This is a genomic window from Ensifer sp. VA4 (assembly GCF_055710065.1).
This window is the reverse complement of the sequence record NZ_JBVQPO010000001.1, coordinates 453,920-469,915: the sequence shown is the minus strand read 5'-3', so window position 1 is coordinate 469,915 and position 15,996 is coordinate 453,920. Positions and strand designations below refer to the sequence as shown.

Sequence of the window (15,996 nt, the reverse complement as noted above, 5' to 3'; positions counted from 1 at the left end):
GGCGTCAGATGACGCGTTCGGCCGGTTTCCTGAGTGCCGTGTAGGTCAGCGCGAAAGACAGGGCGTAGAGCGCCAAGAAGATCGCGTTGAGCGTCGGCGCCCATGCGGCAACGTCCGTCGTTGTCCGCAGCAGCAGCACCAGCAGGGCCACCTTGACCACACCGGCGATCAGCAGGTTGAGCATGCGCCGCACCGTCCGGCCCGTCGCATAGAGCAGTTCGGAGTGATATTCGATCAGGTTGCGGAACGAGGGAACGAGAAGGACCATCGCGACGATCGGAGCGGCGGCAGAGACGTTGTGGCCGAGGCCGTTCGGGAAGATCCATAGATAGAGAGCCATGATCGCGATTGCCGCGAGCGAAGCCAAGGCCACCAGAAGTTCGATCGACAATCTGGTCCGCCAGCGCGCGATCGCCTCGGGCGTGCGCATGATGCGCTGGACGAGCAGGGTATTGAACGACCTGACCGGCAGCGCCGTCAGGTCGGCAAGCCGCATCAGGATGGCATAAAGGCCGGAGACTGCCGGACCGCCGATGGCAAGCACGGCGATCTTGTCGAATTCCGACTGGATGTAGAACAGCACCTCGGCACCGGCGACCGAGACGGAATCCGCCCAGCGCCGAAAATAGAGCCTGGGCTTCCAGCGCAGCCGGACGCGAGGGTAGAACCACAAAAGCGCCACGGCGAGGCCAAGCGCATTGGCGGCCAGGTAGAAATAGGACCATGCCTCAAGCGTCTTCCAGGATAGGAGAGCGAAGAGCGATGCGGCGCCGGTGCGGATCGCCGTGCCGATCACTACGAGCAACGCCCCACGGCCGAAGCGGCCGAGGCCGTTCAGCACGATGACGGCGGTTTCCAATCCGCGCCAGCAGATGATTTCGGCCAGCATGAAGGCAGAAAAGGCGCTCGCCGTCATGTCCCGGGAAAACAGGGCGACAAAGGTAACCGCACAAATGGCGGCAATCAGCGGCAGCGAGATCACCGCGCCGACGAGGAAGCCGGCGCTGTAGGTTCCGACCAGCAGGGGCTTTACAGTCGCGACCCGATAGACCGGCGACATGAAGCCGAAGGCCAGCACGCGCGAGATCATGATGCCGGCTGCCGATGCCGTGGCAAAAAGACCAAAATCGGCGATGGCAAGCGTGTTCGCGACGGCGATGAAGTAGACGAGCGACAGCACGAGCCGCCCGGCCGAACCTCCGGTCATGGAGAGGTAGGCGTGGATCAGCGCCCGGTGGCGGAGGTAAAGCGCTTTGACGCGATGAGGCACGGCCGACGTTCCAATAGCGCGTTTTCCTCGGGGGCGATGGACGCGCTCTATCTCTTTGTTTTTACGCAGTTCCGATGCAGGGCCTGCAGTGCCTTCTACTGGAACGGCTCTCCGTCGACGGTCATAGCCGGGAAAGCTTAATAAGGCGTGAGATCGGCCTGGTTGCACCCGCTGATCTGCCGAAATTAACCATTTGTTTTCCATGTTTGCTTAGCTTGGCTTCACTATTCGGAATTCGCCGTCTCGGCAGCCGCGGGATCAGTCATGTTCGACATCGACGACGAGAAACGCCCGGTTCCGCGTGCATCGTTGCTCGACTTCGTAGCCGAGGACACGCGCGGTTCCCCGCGCGCGCAAAAGCCCCGTGCGGCCGGCGCATCCGCGGCCAATTCTTCTTTGCGCAGTCGCCTGCCCTCAGCCGATGGCCCGAGCGGCCGGGCCGGCGCGCGGGACACGAACCGTTCCGCGGCGCAGCCGACCAGCGGCGGGAAAGCTCTGAAGGGAAGCAAGGGATCGGCCAAGCATCGCCGCGCCTTGAGCGGCATGGGTGACAGGCTGGTACGATGGTTGGTCGACAGCCGATCGGACGATACCCAGGCGACGGCCGCGCCCGCCGCTGACGCACGGGGTGACCGTCCTCTCGTCGACATCGGGACGGTCCTGCGCTCCGTCTGGCAGCTTCGCAAGATCATCATTGCAACGACTGCGCTCGGTGCCGTGGGCGGCATACTGCTCGCGCTTTCGACGCCCAGCGTCTACGTCTCCGAAAGCAAGCTCTACATCGATCCGCGCGAGGTGCGGCTCACCGATTCCGATCTGTCGAAACAATCATTGGCGACCGAAGGCATTCTCGCGCTCGTCGACAGCCAACTGGAAGTGCTGCGCTCACGCACCGTCATGGAGAAGGTCGCAGCCGGCCTCGACCTCGAGAAGGATGCGGAATTTGCAGGCAAGAGCGGCGGCGACGCATCCGCCCGTATGCTGAAGAAGCTGAGCGAAGCGATCCAGGTCTGGCGCGACCCGAAGACCTTCATCGTCACGGTCGAGGCACAGACGCGTGATCCCGAGAAGTCGGCGCTGATCACCAACCGGCTGGTCGAAACCTTCCTTGGCGAGGAAACCGCAGCGCAATCCGGCTTCTTCCAGAAGACGACGGTGGCGCTGGACGCCCGCATCAAGGAATTGAAGGCCGAGCTCGATGCGGCCGAGAAGGCGGTCGAGGACTATAAGGCGACCAACGACATCGTCGGCGCCGGCGGCGAGTTGATCGCCGACAAGCAGCTCCTGAGCCTCAGCGACCAGGTGGCCGCCGCTCGCAACCGCATCGCCGAAGCAAAAGCGAAAGCGGAAGCCTCCGGCAAGGTGCAGCTGAACGATGTTCTGACCGGCGCCTATCCGGAGGAAATCAGCTCGCTGGCGCTGTCCGAACTGCGCAAGCAATATGCCGCGACCAGGGCGCAGCTGAGCGCGCTTGACGCCAGCCTCGGGCCACGCCACCCGCAACGGATCGCAACCCAGCAGGCGCTCGAAGCCTCGCGCTCCGAAATCGCCAACGAACTGCGCCGCATTGCGGCCGCGGCCGGAACCGAACTCGATCGCGCCCAGCGCACCGAACAGGACCTGATGCGGCAGCTTGCCGTGCAGAAGGCGCGGCAGATCGATTCCTCCGCGGAATTCGTCGAACTGCGTGAGCTGCAGCGGAAAGCCGCGGCAACCCGCGAAATTTACGAATCCTTCCTGAAGCGCGCCGGCGAAACGCGCGAAGAGGAAAAGCTGACGGCGAAGAACATCCGGGTGATCTCCAGGGCCGAGCCGGCGTTGCAGGCAAAAGGCCCCTCGCGCAAGATCATCGTGATTGCCGCCACGATGGCTGGCTTCTTCGCCGGCTTCGGCCTCGGCGTGCTGCTCGGCATCTACCGCAGCATGCGCGGTTTGTTTGCCCACCCTGGTGCAGGGCCGCAGCGCGATCAGGACCCAGAACCACCGGAGCCGGAGGATGATCCCAAACCCTCGCAACGCGCGCAGCCGCGGTCCGAGCCGGCGCCTGCCAAGTCCGATCTTCCGCCGCAGTTCAACCCCGCGGCGCACCATGCGCAATCGCTGACGGCCGCTTACGCCGCCGTCCGTCGTGGCGAAACAGGGAGCTCCACGCTGCGCTCATTGTCGTACGCAGAAGCCGAGAGCGATATTGCCAAGGTGCAGGAAGACCTTCGCGCGCTGAGGTCCCGCGTCGAGCATTACTCCCGCCAGAAACAGGCGCGTGGCTAGGCGTCCCCGAGCGTGGGCTCATTCACTTGGCAATCGTACAGACATCGCGCCCTCATGCCTTTGAGCGAAACGAAGCTCGCCTCTCACCTGTGAAAGGAAATGCCGCCGGAGGGAGCGAAACGAACGCCAAGCGCTCCATCGCCTCTTGCATTTATGCGTTTGGGACAGCATAGGGCGCTTTGAGGCCATCGCCTTTTCCCGGGCGAACTAGAGTGTGCCCCGTGAACAGGAAGCCAGGAGGAACATGCTGTGACGACCGTGATTGATGGCAAAAAAGTCGCCGCTTCGGTCATCGAGACTGTGAAGGCCGCGACCAAGGCGCTCGAGACGGATGCCGGTGTTCGCACGGGTCTTGCCGTCGTGATCGTCGGCGACGATCCGGCAAGCCACGCCTATGTTTCATCGAAGAGCAAGATGGCCAAGGAGTGCGGATTTCTGTCGATCCAGCACACCCTGCCGGAGGCAACCACGCAGGAAGAGCTCGCCGCCCTGGTTGCGGAGCTCAATGCGGATCCTTCCATTCACGGCATTCTCGTGCAGTTGCCGCTGCCGAAGCACCTGAAGTCCGAGCCGATCATCCAGTCGATCCTGCCGGAGAAGGATGTCGACGGCCTCCACGTCGTCAACGCCGGCAAACTCGCGACCGGCGATCTCGAAGGCGGTCTCGTCTCCTGTACGCCGGCCGGTGCCATGGTCTTCGTGCGCCAGACCCACGGCGAGGACCTCTCGGGGTTAAATGCCGTCGTCATCGGTCGTTCGAACCTCTTCGGCAAGCCGATGTCAGCCTTGCTTCTCGCTGCCAATGCGACCGTGACGACGGCCCATTCGCGCACCAAGGACCTGGCGGCCGTCTGCCGCAATGCCGATATCCTCGTTGCCGCCGTCGGGCGTCCCGAAATGGTGAAGGCCGACTGGGTGAAGCCCGGCGCGACGGTCATCGATGTCGGCATCAACCGGGTGCCTGCGCCGGAAAGGGGCGAGGGCAAATCCAAGCTGGTTGGCGACGTGGCCTTCGCCGAGGCCGCCGAGGTGGCGAGCGTGATCACGCCGGTTCCGGGCGGTGTCGGCCCGATGACGATTGCCATGCTGATGGCGAATACGGTGATTGCCGCCTATCGCAAGGCTGGCCGCAAGCCGCCACGCTTCTGATTCTGCTTTACAGAGAAAATCGAGGCGCGTCGCGATTGCGGCGCGTTTTCATTTTTGCGGGGCCGGCCCGGTCGACGCGCGCACGATGAGCTCGGCGCGCCAGAGTTCCTGTTCCGGATACTCGCCACGCTTCAGGATGCCGCCGATCAGCCGTGTGGCGATCCGGGCTCCGGCGGCCCGGAGCGACGAGCGCGTCGTCGTCAGCGGTACGCTGAAATTCTCGGGCTTCAACATCGGCAACACGTCGTCATGCGCGATCAGCGAAATGTCCTCGCCGATCTTCAATCCCGCCTGATTGATCGCCCGGACGGCGCCGAGGGCCAATACCGTACTTGAACACAGAACTGCCGTTGGCGGCTGTGAATGCTGCAGAAAGCGCTGCATGCTGCGATAGCCGTGTTCGTCCGTCATCAAAGAATGCTGGACCAGCGCTTCGTCGAGCGTGAGGCCGTGTTCGGAGAGTGCCCTGAGCATTCCTTTCTGACGGCGGATGGAGAAGGTCAGATATTCCGGGCCGTTGATGAGCGCGATGCGCTGATGCCCGAGCTGGATGAGCAGCCGCGCCGCGTCGTAGAAGGCGGCCGTATTGTCGATGTCGAGGAAGGGATAGTCCCGGCTTTCGCCGATCGAGCGGCCATGGACGAGAAAGGGGATCGACAGCGATTTCAGCATGGCGATCCGCGGGTCGTTGGCGCGCATATAGGCAAGGAACAGGGCATCGACATTGCCGCTTGCCGCCAGTCGCCGGAACGTCACTTCTTCGTCTTCCGGCGCGCTCGGATTGAGCACGAAGTGGAAGTCGTGCTTGACCGCCTCTTCCGCAAGGCCCGCCAGGAACTCGCCGAAATGCACGTCGGAATCGATGCCGGGTGCGATCGGCATGACCATGCCGATGGAATAGGCCCTGCCTGTGGCCAGCCGCTGGGCGGCGCGGTTAGGCCTGTACCCCGTCTCGCGCACGGCCTGGAGCACGCGCCGGCGGGTCTCGGCATTGACCTCCGGATAGCCGTTCAGTGCCCGGCTGACCGTCGTCTGCGACAGGCCGAGCAGTTCCGCAAGTTGCTTGAGATTGACCGCCATGGCCAGGATTTCCTCCCAAAGCGCTTTGGATATCCGTATGATTTTTGGTGTTTGGTCCCAGCGCCGAGGCTTGGTGTAGCATCCGTTTTTCGAGCGACAAAGCGGAATTCAACCATTGCGCGGTGCAAAATGTTACCGCAAAGCACAAATTCGTCGCATCGGGGACAGGGATGGGAAAGCTCTTGACTCCTGGAGTGTCGCAATGGTTTGTTAGCGAACTCAAAGCGCTTTGAATTTTTGCGCATTGTCGTCTGCCCGGCGGGATCCGGGTTCATCTTGGGAGGAGAAGGACGTGAAGAGATCATTGCTATTGGGCGTGGCGGCGTTTGCCCTGTTTGCAGGAACCGCCGGCGCCGCGGACCTCAAGTTCAAGCCGGGTGAAGATAACAAGTTCAACTGGGCAAGCTTCGAGGAATTCAAGAAGGGCCACGACCTCAAGGGTCAGACATTGACCATCTTCGGTCCGTGGCGCGGCGAGGACGAGGCTCTGTTCAAGAGCGTCTACGCCTATTTCACCGAGGCGACCGGCGCAGAAATCAAGTATTCGTCCTCGGAAAACTATGAGCAACAGATCGTCATCGACACACAGGCCGGCAGCCCCTCCGAAATCTCGATCCTCCCGCAGCCGGGTCTGATTGCCGATCTCGCCTCCAAGGGCTACCTGACGCCGCTTGGCGACGACACCCAGAAGTGGCTGCTCGACAACTACGCCGCCGGCCAGTCCTGGGTCGATCTCTCGACCTACAAGGGCAAGGACGGCAACGCCGCGCTCTATGGGTTTCCCTACAAGATCGACGTGAAGTCGCTCGTCTGGTACGTGCCGGAAAACTTCGAGGACGCCGGCTACGAAGTGCCGAAGACCATGGAAGAGCTGAAGGCGCTGACCGAGAAGATCGCCGCCGACGGCGGCAAGCCCTGGTGCATCGGCCTCGGTTCCGGCGGCGCGACCGGCTGGCCGGCGACCGACTGGGTGGAAGACCTGATGCTGCGCACGCAGCCGGCCGACGTCTATGACAAGTGGGTCAAGAACGAGATCCCGTTCACCGACCCCGCCATCGTCGGTGCGCTCGATGAATTCGGCTGGTTCGCCAAGAACGACAAGTTCGTCGATGGCGGTGCCGCAGCCGTTGCCTCCACCGACTTCCGCGACAGCCCGAAAGGTCTCTTCGCCTCGCCGCCGAAGTGCTACCTGCACCACCAGGCATCGTTCATTCCGTCCTTCTTCCCGGAGGGAACGGTGATCGGCGAAGACGCCGACTTCTTCTACATGCCGCCATATGAGAGCAAGAAGGACCTCGGCAATCCGGTGCTCGGCGCCGGCACGCTGGCGATGATCACCAAGGATTCGCCGGCCGCACGGGCCTTCATCGACTTCCTGAAGACGCCGATCGCGCATGAAGTCTGGATGGCACAGACGAGCTTCCTGACGCCTTACAAGAGCGTCAACGTCGAGACTTACGGCAACCCGCCGCTGAAGAAGCAGGGCGAGATCCTCTTGAACGCCACCACCTTCCGCTTCGACGGTTCCGACCTGATGCCGGGCAAGATCGGCGCAGGCGCGTTCTGGACCGGCATGGTCGATTTCGTCGGCGGCAAGTCGTCCGCCGACGTCGCCGACGGCGTCCAGAAGGCTTGGGACGCCATCAAGTAACACAACCGATGACGGGCGGCAGAAATGCCGCCCGTTGCCGACCCGGGCACGCCAGTGCGGGACGAGGAAAATGTATGCCGTTTTCCGTTCGCCTCCCGCTCTCAACTATGAGAAGTGGCGGGCCCCAATGAGAACGGCGACAATCGCCAGCCCTGCACGTGATCGTGCACCGAGGGGGAGGGACATGTCATGTTGTTTCAGCTTGTGAAGGCTGCAGGGTTCATGCTGGGCGGGGTCATCGGCTGTGCCGCCTATTTCTGGGGAACCAGTTTCATTCTCGACCTGATCTTCCCGTCGAAAGGGAAATCCGGCGCGATTGCGTCACGAAACCTGCGCATCACCAACGCCATCCGCCCGTGGCTGTTCCTGGGGCCGGCGCTCCTTGCGCTGACAGTGTATCTTATCTATCCCGTCTTCATGTCGCTCTGGTACAGCGTTCATGATCGCGCGGGACAGAACTTCGTCGGCGCCAGCAATTATGCCTGGATGATCAACGACGGCGAGTTCCGCCAGTCGATCTACAACAACTTCCTCTGGCTGCTGGTGGTCCCCGCGCTCGCAACCTTTTTCGGTCTTATCATCGCTGCGCTGACCGATCGTATCTGGTGGGGCAATATCGCCAAGACACTGATCTTCATGCCGATGGCGATCTCCTTCGTCGGCGCCGCGGTCATCTGGAAATTCATCTACGATTTTCGCCCGGAGGGTGCCGAGCAGATCGGTCTTCTGAACGCCATCGTCGTCGCCTTCGGCGGTGCCCCGCAGGCCTGGATCACGTTGCCCTTCTGGAACAATTTCTTCCTGATGGCGATCCTCGTCTGGATCCAGACCGGTTTCGCCATGGTGATCCTGTCCGCGGCGCTTCGCGGCATTCCCGAAGAAACGATCGAAGCGGCCGTCATCGACGGCGCCAATGGCTGGCAGATTTTCTTCAAGATCATGGTGCCGCAGATCTGGGGCACGATCGCCGTCGTCTGGACGACCATCACCATTCTGGTTTTGAAGGTCTTCGATATCGTTCTCGCCATGACCAATGGCCAATGGCAGAGCCAGGTGCTCGCCAACCTCATGTTCGACTGGATGTTCCGCGGGGGCGGTGACTTCGGTCGCGGCGCGGCGATCGCCGTCGTCATCATGATCCTCGTTATCCCGATCATGGTCTGGAACATCCGCAACGCGGCCAAGGAAATGAAGGGGCATTGAGATGAATCCAGCGACACGCTCCCCCCTCATGTGGGTCGTCCACCTCTCGGTGCTGCTGATCGTTGCGCTCTGGACGCTGCCGACCGCCGGCCTGTTGATCTCGTCGCTGCGCGACAAGGATCAGCTTGCCGTGTCCGGCTGGTGGACGGCGCTTTCGACATCGTCGCAGAACATCGTCGTCCGGGCGCCCGGCCCGGACACCCAGGTGGAGCGCGACGGCAAGTTCGTGATTTCCGGTAACCTGCTCGACGGACAGACCGGTCAGATCTCCGCTTTCGGTTTTTCGAGCCGCGAGCCGACCGCCTTCAAGGCCGGCGAAACCGCCGAACTCAACGACGGCGAAAAGCTGACCGTTCAGGCTGACGGCAGTTTCGAGATCGTCTCCGACAAGAAAATAGAGGGTTCACGCGGCCAGCGTATCTTCGTGACCGCGTCGTCGCCGCCACGTTTCACCTTCGACAATTATGCCGAGGTGCTGGGCGCCGAAAACATCGGCCGGTCCTTCATCAACTCGCTGACCGTTGCCGTTCCCGCGACGATCATCCCGATCATGATCGCTGCCTTCGCCGCTTATGCGCTCGCCTGGATGCCGTTTCCCGGCCGGGCGATCCTGATCGCCGTCGTCGTCGGCCTGCTGGTCGTGCCGCTGCAGATGTCGCTGATTCCGCTGCTGAAGCTCTACAACGGCGTGGGTGCGTTTTTCGGTGTGCCGGCCAAGACCTATGTCGGCATCTGGCTTGCGCATACCGGCTTCGGTCTGCCGCTCGCGATCTATCTGCTTCGCAACTACATGGCCGGCCTGCCGCGCGAAATCATGGAATCCGCCCGCGTCGACGGCGCCAGCGATTTCGATATCTTCGTCAAGATCATCCTGCCGCTGTCCTTCCCGGCGCTCGCCTCCTTTGCGATCTTCCAGTTCCTGTGGACCTGGAACGACCTCTTGGTCGCGATCGTGTTCCTGGGCGCGGGGCCTGACGAACTGGTTCTGACCGGTCGGCTCGTCAACTTGCTCGGTTCACGCGGCGGCAATTGGGAAATCCTGACGGCTTCCGCCTTCATCACCATCGTCGTTCCGCTGATCGTCTTCTTCAGCCTGCAGCGCTATCTCGTGCGCGGTCTGCTGGCGGGATCGGTCAAGGGCGGCTGACAAAAGGGACTTTCGACCAAAATGAGCATGACCGAAATGAGCCAATCCACTTTGCAGCCTGACCGGGACTGGTGGCGCGGCGCGGTGATCTACCAGATCTATCCGCGCTCCTACCAGGACTCGAACGGCGACGGCATCGGTGACCTCAAGGGTATCGTTGCCCGGCTGCCGCACATCGCAGCACTCGGTGCCGATGCCATATGGATTTCTCCGTTCTTCACCTCGCCGATGAAGGACTTCGGTTACGACGTCTCCAACTATACGGACATCGATCCGATCTTCGGCAGCCTTGCCGATTTCGACGCCGTGATATCGGAGGCACACCGCCTCGGCATCCGGGTGATGATCGATCTCGTGCTGTCGCACACCTCCGACCAGCATCCCTGGTTCGTCGAAAGCCGGTCGAGCCGGACGAACGCCAAGGCCGACTGGTACGTCTGGGCGGATTCGAAGCCGGATGGCACCCCGCCCAACAATTGGCTGTCGATCTTCGGCGGTTCGGCCTGGGCCTGGGATCCGACCCGCCTGCAATACTACCTGCACAACTTCCTGACCTCGCAGCCGGACCTCAACCTGCACAATCCGGAAGTTCAGGAGGCGCTGCTCGGCGTCGAGCGTTTCTGGCTGGAGCGCGGCGTCGACGGTTTCCGCCTCGACACCATCAACTTCTACTTCCACGACAAGAAGCTGCGCGACAATCCGGCGCTGGCGCCCGAGCGCCGCAATGCCCAGACTGCCCCGGCCGTGAACCCCTACAACTATCAGGAACATCTCTACGACAAGAACCAGCCGGAGAACCTGGAATTCCTGAAGCGCTTCCGCGCGGTCATGGACGAGTTTCCGGCGATTGCGGCGGTCGGCGAAGTCGGCGACAGCCAGCGCGGCCTCGAGATTGCCGGAGAATACACCTCCGGCGGCGACAAGATGCATATGTGCTACGCCTTCGAGTTCCTGGCGCCGGATCCGCTGACGCCGGCCACCGTTGCCGAGGTTCTCCGCAATTTCGAGAAGGCAGCACCCGAGGGCTGGGCCTGCTGGGCCTTCTCCAACCACGATGTCGTGCGCCATGTCAGCCGCTGGGGCGATGGTGTTGCCGATCGCGACGCCCATGCGAAGCTGCTCGCGAGCCTGCTGATGTCGCTCCGGGGATCGGTCTGCATCTATCAGGGCGAGGAACTCGCGCTGACGGAAGCCGAACTTGCCTATGAGGATCTGAAGGATCCCTATGGCATCCAGTTCTGGCCCGATTTCAAGGGCCGCGACGGCTGCCGTACGCCGATGGTCTGGGACGGTGCGAAGGTCAACGGCGGCTTCGGCAGCGCAAAACCCTGGCTGCCGGTGCCGGCGGAACATCTCGCCCGCGCCGTATCGGTGCAGCAGGGAGACCAGGCGTCCGTTCTCGAACATTACCGCCGGTTCTTGCAGTTCAGAAGAGCCCATCCGGCTTTCGCCAAGGGCGAGATCGCGTTCCTCAGCACCGATGGAGAGGTTCTCGCCTTCGTGCGCAGCTACGGCAACGAGAAGCTCTTCTGCCTGTTCAACATGAGCGGCGCACCGGCGACGGCCGCCCTGCCGAACGAGCCGGTTGCCGCGTTGGAAGGACACGGCTTCGTCGCGGAGGTCCAGGACAAAACTGTGAAACTGCCGGCCTGGGGCGCGTTTTTCGCGCGGCTGGTCTGAGGACCGAATTATGAGAGCAAGGATAGACGGGAAGAACCGAAGGGGAGGGTGTGATGACAGGTCTGCTGCTTAAAGATATCCGCAAGTCCTACGGCGCGGTCGATGTCATTCATGGCATCAATCTCGACATCAAGCAGGGCGAGTTCATCGTCTTCGTCGGCCCCTCCGGATGTGGAAAGTCGACGCTGTTGCGCATGATCGCCGGTCTCGAAGAGATTACCGGCGGTGACATGTTCATCGACGGCGAGCGCGTCAACACCGTGCCGCCGTCGAAGCGCGGCATCGCCATGGTGTTCCAGTCCTACGCGCTCTACCCGCACATGACGGTCTACGACAACATGGCTTTCGGCATGCGGATTGCCAAGGAGACGAAGGAGGAGATCGACCGCCGCGTGCGCAACGCCGCCGAAATCCTGCAGCTCACCAAATATCTCGACCGGTTGCCGAAGGCACTGTCCGGCGGCCAGCGCCAGCGCGTCGCCATCGGCCGCGCGATCTGCCGCAACCCCAAGGTCTTCCTGTTCGACGAGCCGCTCTCGAACCTGGACGCGGCGCTTCGCGTCGCCACCCGCATCGAGATCGCCAAGCTCAGCGAGCAGATGTCGGATACGACGATGATCTACGTCACCCACGATCAGGTCGAGGCGATGACGCTCGCCGATCGCATCGTGGTGCTGTCACAGGGCCACATCGAGCAGGTCGGCGCACCGCTGGAGCTCTATGAGCGTCCGGCCAATCTCTTCGTTGCCCGCTTCATCGGCTCGCCGGCGATGAACATCATTCCATCAACCGTTACCGCCACCGGCGCGCAAACGACGGTGAAGCTGACCGGCGGCAAGAGCGTGACGCTGGATATCCCGACGGACTCGTTGCAAAACGGCAAGACGGCGAGCTTCGGCGTACGGCCGGAAGACCTGCAGGTCACGACTGGCGAGGACTTCCTGTTTGAAGGCACGGTCTCCATCGTCGAGGCGCTCGGCGAAGTGACGCTGCTCTACATCGAAGGGCTCGTGGACAAGGAGCCGATCATCGCCAAGATCCCCGGCATCCTGCCGGTTCATCGCGGCGACAAGGTGCGCTTCACCGCCGACAAGGCCAAGCTGCACCTCTTCGATGCCGAAGGCCGCAGCTATCGCGCCTGAGTGACGATACCGACCTCGGGCTTTTCGACCCGCCCGGGAAATCGGGCGGGTTTTTTCAATGCAACCTGCAGATCAAACCCTCTGTTAAATCTCTGCCGCTACCCTGTCTCAAAAGGGGATAAGAAAGGCATATCGATGAGAGGCGCGGCGCCTGTAATGCAGCGGCACTTCCTGAACAAGGAAGAGTCGTTCATGTACGATCGGGAAGCGAACTTTCCCATGGAGGACACACGGAACGAGGCGCGCATCGAGTATACCGAGAAGGGCATGACGCAGTTGAGCTCGCGGCGCTGCGAAATCATCAAGCTGTCGAAGAGCGGTGCCGTCCTCAGTATTCTGACGCAGTATCAACTGCCGCAGAACTTTTATCTCGATATCCCGAGTGCCCGCATCCAGATGGTCGGCTGCTTGTTGAAGCGCGTGCATGCCAACAATCTCATCGAAGCGCGGTTTCTCCGGCTGCTGACCGACCGCGATCTCAATCGCATCTTCGTCTACAGCACGCATCCGAACCATCGCAACCGGACGCTCGACATCTACCGTTAACCAGTGACCTCGGGCTTGACTGTCCCGCAGAACTCAATGGATGGTTGTGTTCCTCGCCACCGGATCGGACCATAGCCATGCAGCGACCCTATCGGCTTTCCTGAAAAGCACCGCCCCGGATCAGGAGGCGGCGCTCCTTACGCCTCAGTTGAAGAGAACGCTGGCGCCCTGGTCGGCAGCACCTGCAATCGCCCGGAACGGCGCGAAAAGCTCGCGACCCATGCCGAACTCGTTGTCCGAGAGATCGACATGCGCGGGCACGCGCGTCTTCAGCGCGATGTCCTCGACCAGGACCTCGATCGTTCCGGTGACGGCGTCGATGCGGACGATATCGCCTTCCTGGATGCGGGCGATCGGGCCGCCATCCTTGGCTTCCGGTGTCACGTGGATTGCTGCAGGCACCTTGCCGGAGGCGCCGGACATGCGCCCGTCGGTGAGGATGGCGACGCGCTGGCCGCGATCCTGCAGGATGCCGAGCACGGTCGTCAGTTTGTGCAGTTCCGGCATGCCATTGGCCTTCGGGCCCTGGAAGCGCACCACGGCGACGAAATCGCCCTCGAGCTTGCCGGCCTTGAAGGCGGCGTTGAGTTCGGCCTGATCGTGGAAGATTTTCGCCGGGGCCTCGATGACATGGCGATCCGGCTTGACGGCGGAGATCTTGATGACCGCCTTGCCGAGATTGCCGGTCAGCATCTTCAGGCCGCCGGTGTGCTGGAAAGGCTGGTCGATGGTCGCCAGCACCTTCGGATCGGCACTTTCCTTCGGTGTCGGCACGCGTACGACGCCACCATTGGGGCCGAGCCGGACGTCGATCTTGTAGGCGTCGAGCCCCTGGCCGAAAACGGTGCGTACGTCGTCGTGCAGCAGGCCGGCGCTCAGCAACTGGCTGATCAGGAAACCCATGCCGCCGGCGGCATGGAAGTGGTTCACGTCGGCAAGCCCGTTCGGATAGACGCGCGCCAGAAGCGGCACGATGTCGGAGAGCTCGGAGATATCCTGCCAGGTAAGCACGATGCCGGCGGCACGCGCCATGGCGACGAGATGCATCGTATGATTGGTCGAGCCGCCGGTCGCATGCAGGCCGACGACGCCGTTGACGATCGAGCGCTCGTCGATCATTTCGCCGGCGGGCGTGAACTCGTTGCCCATGGCGGTGATCGCCAGCGCCCGCTTGGCCGCTTCCTTCGTCAGCGCGTCGCGCAGCGGCGTGCCGGGATTGATGAAGGAGGCGCCCGGCAGATGGAAGCCCATGATCTCCATCAGCATCTGGTTGGAATTGGCCGTGCCGTAGAAGGTGCAGGTGCCTGGTCCGTGATAGGACTTTGATTCCGCTTCGAGAAGCTCGTCACGGCCGACCTTGCCTTCGGCAAAGAGCTGGCGTACGCGCGCCTTCTCGTCGTTCGGCAGGCCCGAAGTCATCGGACCGGCGGGCACGAAGACGGCCGGCAGGTGGCCGAAGGTCAGCGCCGCGATGACGAGGCCCGGTACGATCTTGTCGCAGACGCCGAGATAGACGGTGGAATCGAACATGTTGTGCGACAGGCCGACGCCGGCGGCCATGGCAATGAGATCGCGCGAGAAGAGCGACAGCTCCATGCCCGGCTGCCCCTGCGTGACGCCGTCGCACATGGCCGGCACGCCGCCGGCAACCTGGGCGACGCCACCCGCCTCGCGGGCGGCTTCGCGGATCAGCGCCGGATAGGTCTCGAACGGCTGGTGCGCCGAGAGCATGTCATTATAGGAGGTGATGATGCCGAGATTGGGCACGCGGTCGCCCGCAAGCGCTACCTTCTCGGCGGGGGAACAGACGGCAAATCCGTGCGCAAGGTTACCGCAGCCGAGGACGCTGCGGTGCGGGCCGCTCGACCCTGCAAGGCGGATGCGGTCCAGATAGGGTTCGCGGTGCGGTTTCGAACGCTCGACGATGCGAGCGGTGATCGAGGCAATGCGGGAATCGGCGGACATGGCAAATCCTGTTCCGGAGTCTTGGGACTCCTCATCTTCATCCAGTCATCGGTCCGGAGCGTGGCGGGCTTGGGAGAGCGCACGTCGCGTCCCGGCAGTTCTCAGAAACACGTGTCCGTTCCGGTGGGGCGCACCACAGGCTGAACGTGTCTCCACTTTGATATTGGGCCTGTTCGACCCAACAGCATTCGATCTACGGCGCCCAGTAAATCTGCACCGGCGATGCGGCACGGCGCAGCATCGCGCGGATCGGCATATCTTTCTCGTCGCCGGCTTCTTCCGCCTTGGCGAGAACGGTCTTCTTGCCTTCGCCCTCGATGTGCAGCACCAGCAGCCGCGCATCCTGGAGGCTGGCAAAGGTGAAGGTCAGGCGGGGTTCGCCGGCGCCTTCTGCCTCCATCGTGATCACCCCGCGCGGCGTTGCCGGATCGATGGCACGCGCGAGTTGCGACCCACCGGGGAAGAACGACGCCGTATGCCCGTCCGTTCCCATCCCGAGAATGGCCACGTCGAACGGTGCGCCGATTGCGGCCGTTTCCCGGCTTGCAAGTTCCGCGGCAGCTTCAGCGGTCGGAGCCGCGTGGTAAAGGGGCAGGAACTTGGCCTTGGCTGCCTTGCCCTGAAGCAGGTTGGTGGCAACCAGGCCGTGGTTCGAACGGTCACTTTCCGGCGGCACGAAACGTTCGTCAACGAGCGTTACCGTTACCTTGTCCCAGGCGATGTCCTTCCTGGACAGCGCCTGGAAGAAAGCCTTGGGCGTCGAGCCGCCGGAAACCGCGATGCTCGCGGCGCCGCGCGTCGCGATGCCGGCAGAAAGTGCACTGCTTACGGCTTCAGCCAGGCCTTCCGCCAGTGCCGTGCCGTTCTCGAAGGTATGAAGCTGCGTCGTCATCGG

At 62.6% G+C, this 15,996-nt stretch carries 12 protein-coding genes; 8 read left to right on the top strand and 4 right to left on the bottom strand.

Annotation, left to right across the window (positions count from 1 at the left end):
- Positions 1 to 4 precede the first annotated feature (4 nt).
- On the bottom strand, positions 5 to 1,270 hold the full coding sequence (locus AC0C6X_RS02175; RefSeq protein ID WP_472951685.1) for a lipopolysaccharide biosynthesis protein: 1,266 nt from the start codon (positions 1,268 to 1,270) through the stop codon (positions 5 to 7).
- Between the two features lie 264 nt (positions 1,271 to 1,534).
- Here AC0C6X_RS02175 and AC0C6X_RS02170 point away from each other — a divergent pair, with 264 nt between their 5' ends.
- Both AC0C6X_RS02170 and folD read left to right on the top strand, forming a co-directional pair.
- Positions 1,535 to 3,538 carry a GumC family protein gene (locus AC0C6X_RS02170; RefSeq protein WP_472951683.1) on the top strand — a complete coding sequence of 668 codons (2,004 nt, stop codon included), beginning with the start codon at positions 1,535 to 1,537 and terminating at the stop codon, positions 3,536 to 3,538.
- A 249-nt stretch (positions 3,539 to 3,787) separates the two neighbouring features.
- The gene (gene folD, locus AC0C6X_RS02165) at positions 3,788 to 4,687 is read left to right on the top strand and encodes a bifunctional methylenetetrahydrofolate dehydrogenase/methenyltetrahydrofolate cyclohydrolase FolD (RefSeq protein WP_173515630.1); all 900 of its coding nucleotides are present in this window, start codon (positions 3,788 to 3,790) and stop codon (positions 4,685 to 4,687) included.
- Between the two features lie 48 nt (positions 4,688 to 4,735).
- Here the strand turns inward: folD and AC0C6X_RS02160 are convergent, their stop codons facing one another.
- Positions 4,736 to 5,767, bottom strand: a complete 1,032-nt coding sequence (locus AC0C6X_RS02160) for a LacI family DNA-binding transcriptional regulator (RefSeq protein ID WP_472951681.1) — start codon at positions 5,765 to 5,767, stop codon at positions 4,736 to 4,738.
- A gap of 292 nt (positions 5,768 to 6,059) precedes the next feature.
- Here AC0C6X_RS02160 and AC0C6X_RS02155 point away from each other — a divergent pair, with 292 nt between their 5' ends.
- The 6 genes from AC0C6X_RS02155 (at position 6,060) to AC0C6X_RS02130 (ending at position 13,136) form a co-directional block, all read left to right on the top strand.
- Positions 6,060 to 7,418 (top strand): ABC transporter substrate-binding protein, encoded by a 1,359-nt coding sequence (locus AC0C6X_RS02155; protein WP_472951679.1) that lies wholly within the window; start codon positions 6,060 to 6,062, stop codon positions 7,416 to 7,418.
- Positions 7,419 to 7,607: 189 nt separating this feature from the next.
- On the top strand, positions 7,608 to 8,621 hold the full coding sequence (locus AC0C6X_RS02150) for a carbohydrate ABC transporter permease (protein ID WP_376741617.1): 1,014 nt from the start codon (positions 7,608 to 7,610) through the stop codon (positions 8,619 to 8,621).
- A gap of 1 nt (position 8,622) precedes the next feature.
- Entirely contained in the window at positions 8,623 to 9,768 is a 1,146-nt protein-coding gene (locus tag AC0C6X_RS02145) for a carbohydrate ABC transporter permease (RefSeq protein WP_247958090.1), read from the top strand.
- A gap of 27 nt (positions 9,769 to 9,795) precedes the next feature.
- Positions 9,796 to 11,448, top strand: coding sequence for a beta-galactosidase BglA (gene bglA / locus AC0C6X_RS02140; RefSeq protein ID WP_376741646.1), 1,653 nt, complete (start codon positions 9,796 to 9,798; stop codon positions 11,446 to 11,448).
- A gap of 53 nt (positions 11,449 to 11,501) precedes the next feature.
- On the top strand, positions 11,502 to 12,590 hold the full coding sequence (locus AC0C6X_RS02135) for an ABC transporter ATP-binding protein (protein ID WP_472951676.1): 1,089 nt from the start codon (positions 11,502 to 11,504) through the stop codon (positions 12,588 to 12,590).
- Positions 12,591 to 12,725: 135 nt separating this feature from the next.
- Positions 12,726 to 13,136: a hypothetical protein gene (locus AC0C6X_RS02130; protein ID WP_173515636.1), complete on the top strand. Its 411-nt coding sequence runs from the start codon at positions 12,726 to 12,728 to the stop codon at positions 13,134 to 13,136.
- Positions 13,137 to 13,280: 144 nt separating this feature from the next.
- Here AC0C6X_RS02130 and edd read toward each other — a convergent pair whose 3' ends face one another.
- Positions 13,281 to 15,101 carry a phosphogluconate dehydratase gene (gene edd / locus AC0C6X_RS02125; protein ID WP_472951674.1) on the bottom strand — a complete coding sequence of 607 codons (1,821 nt, stop codon included), beginning with the start codon at positions 15,099 to 15,101 and terminating at the stop codon, positions 13,281 to 13,283.
- Positions 15,102 to 15,294: 193 nt separating this feature from the next.
- Positions 15,295 to 15,993 (bottom strand): 6-phosphogluconolactonase, encoded by a 699-nt coding sequence (gene pgl, locus AC0C6X_RS02120; protein WP_173515638.1) that lies wholly within the window; start codon positions 15,991 to 15,993, stop codon positions 15,295 to 15,297.
- Between the last annotated feature and the right edge of the window lie 3 nt (positions 15,994 to 15,996).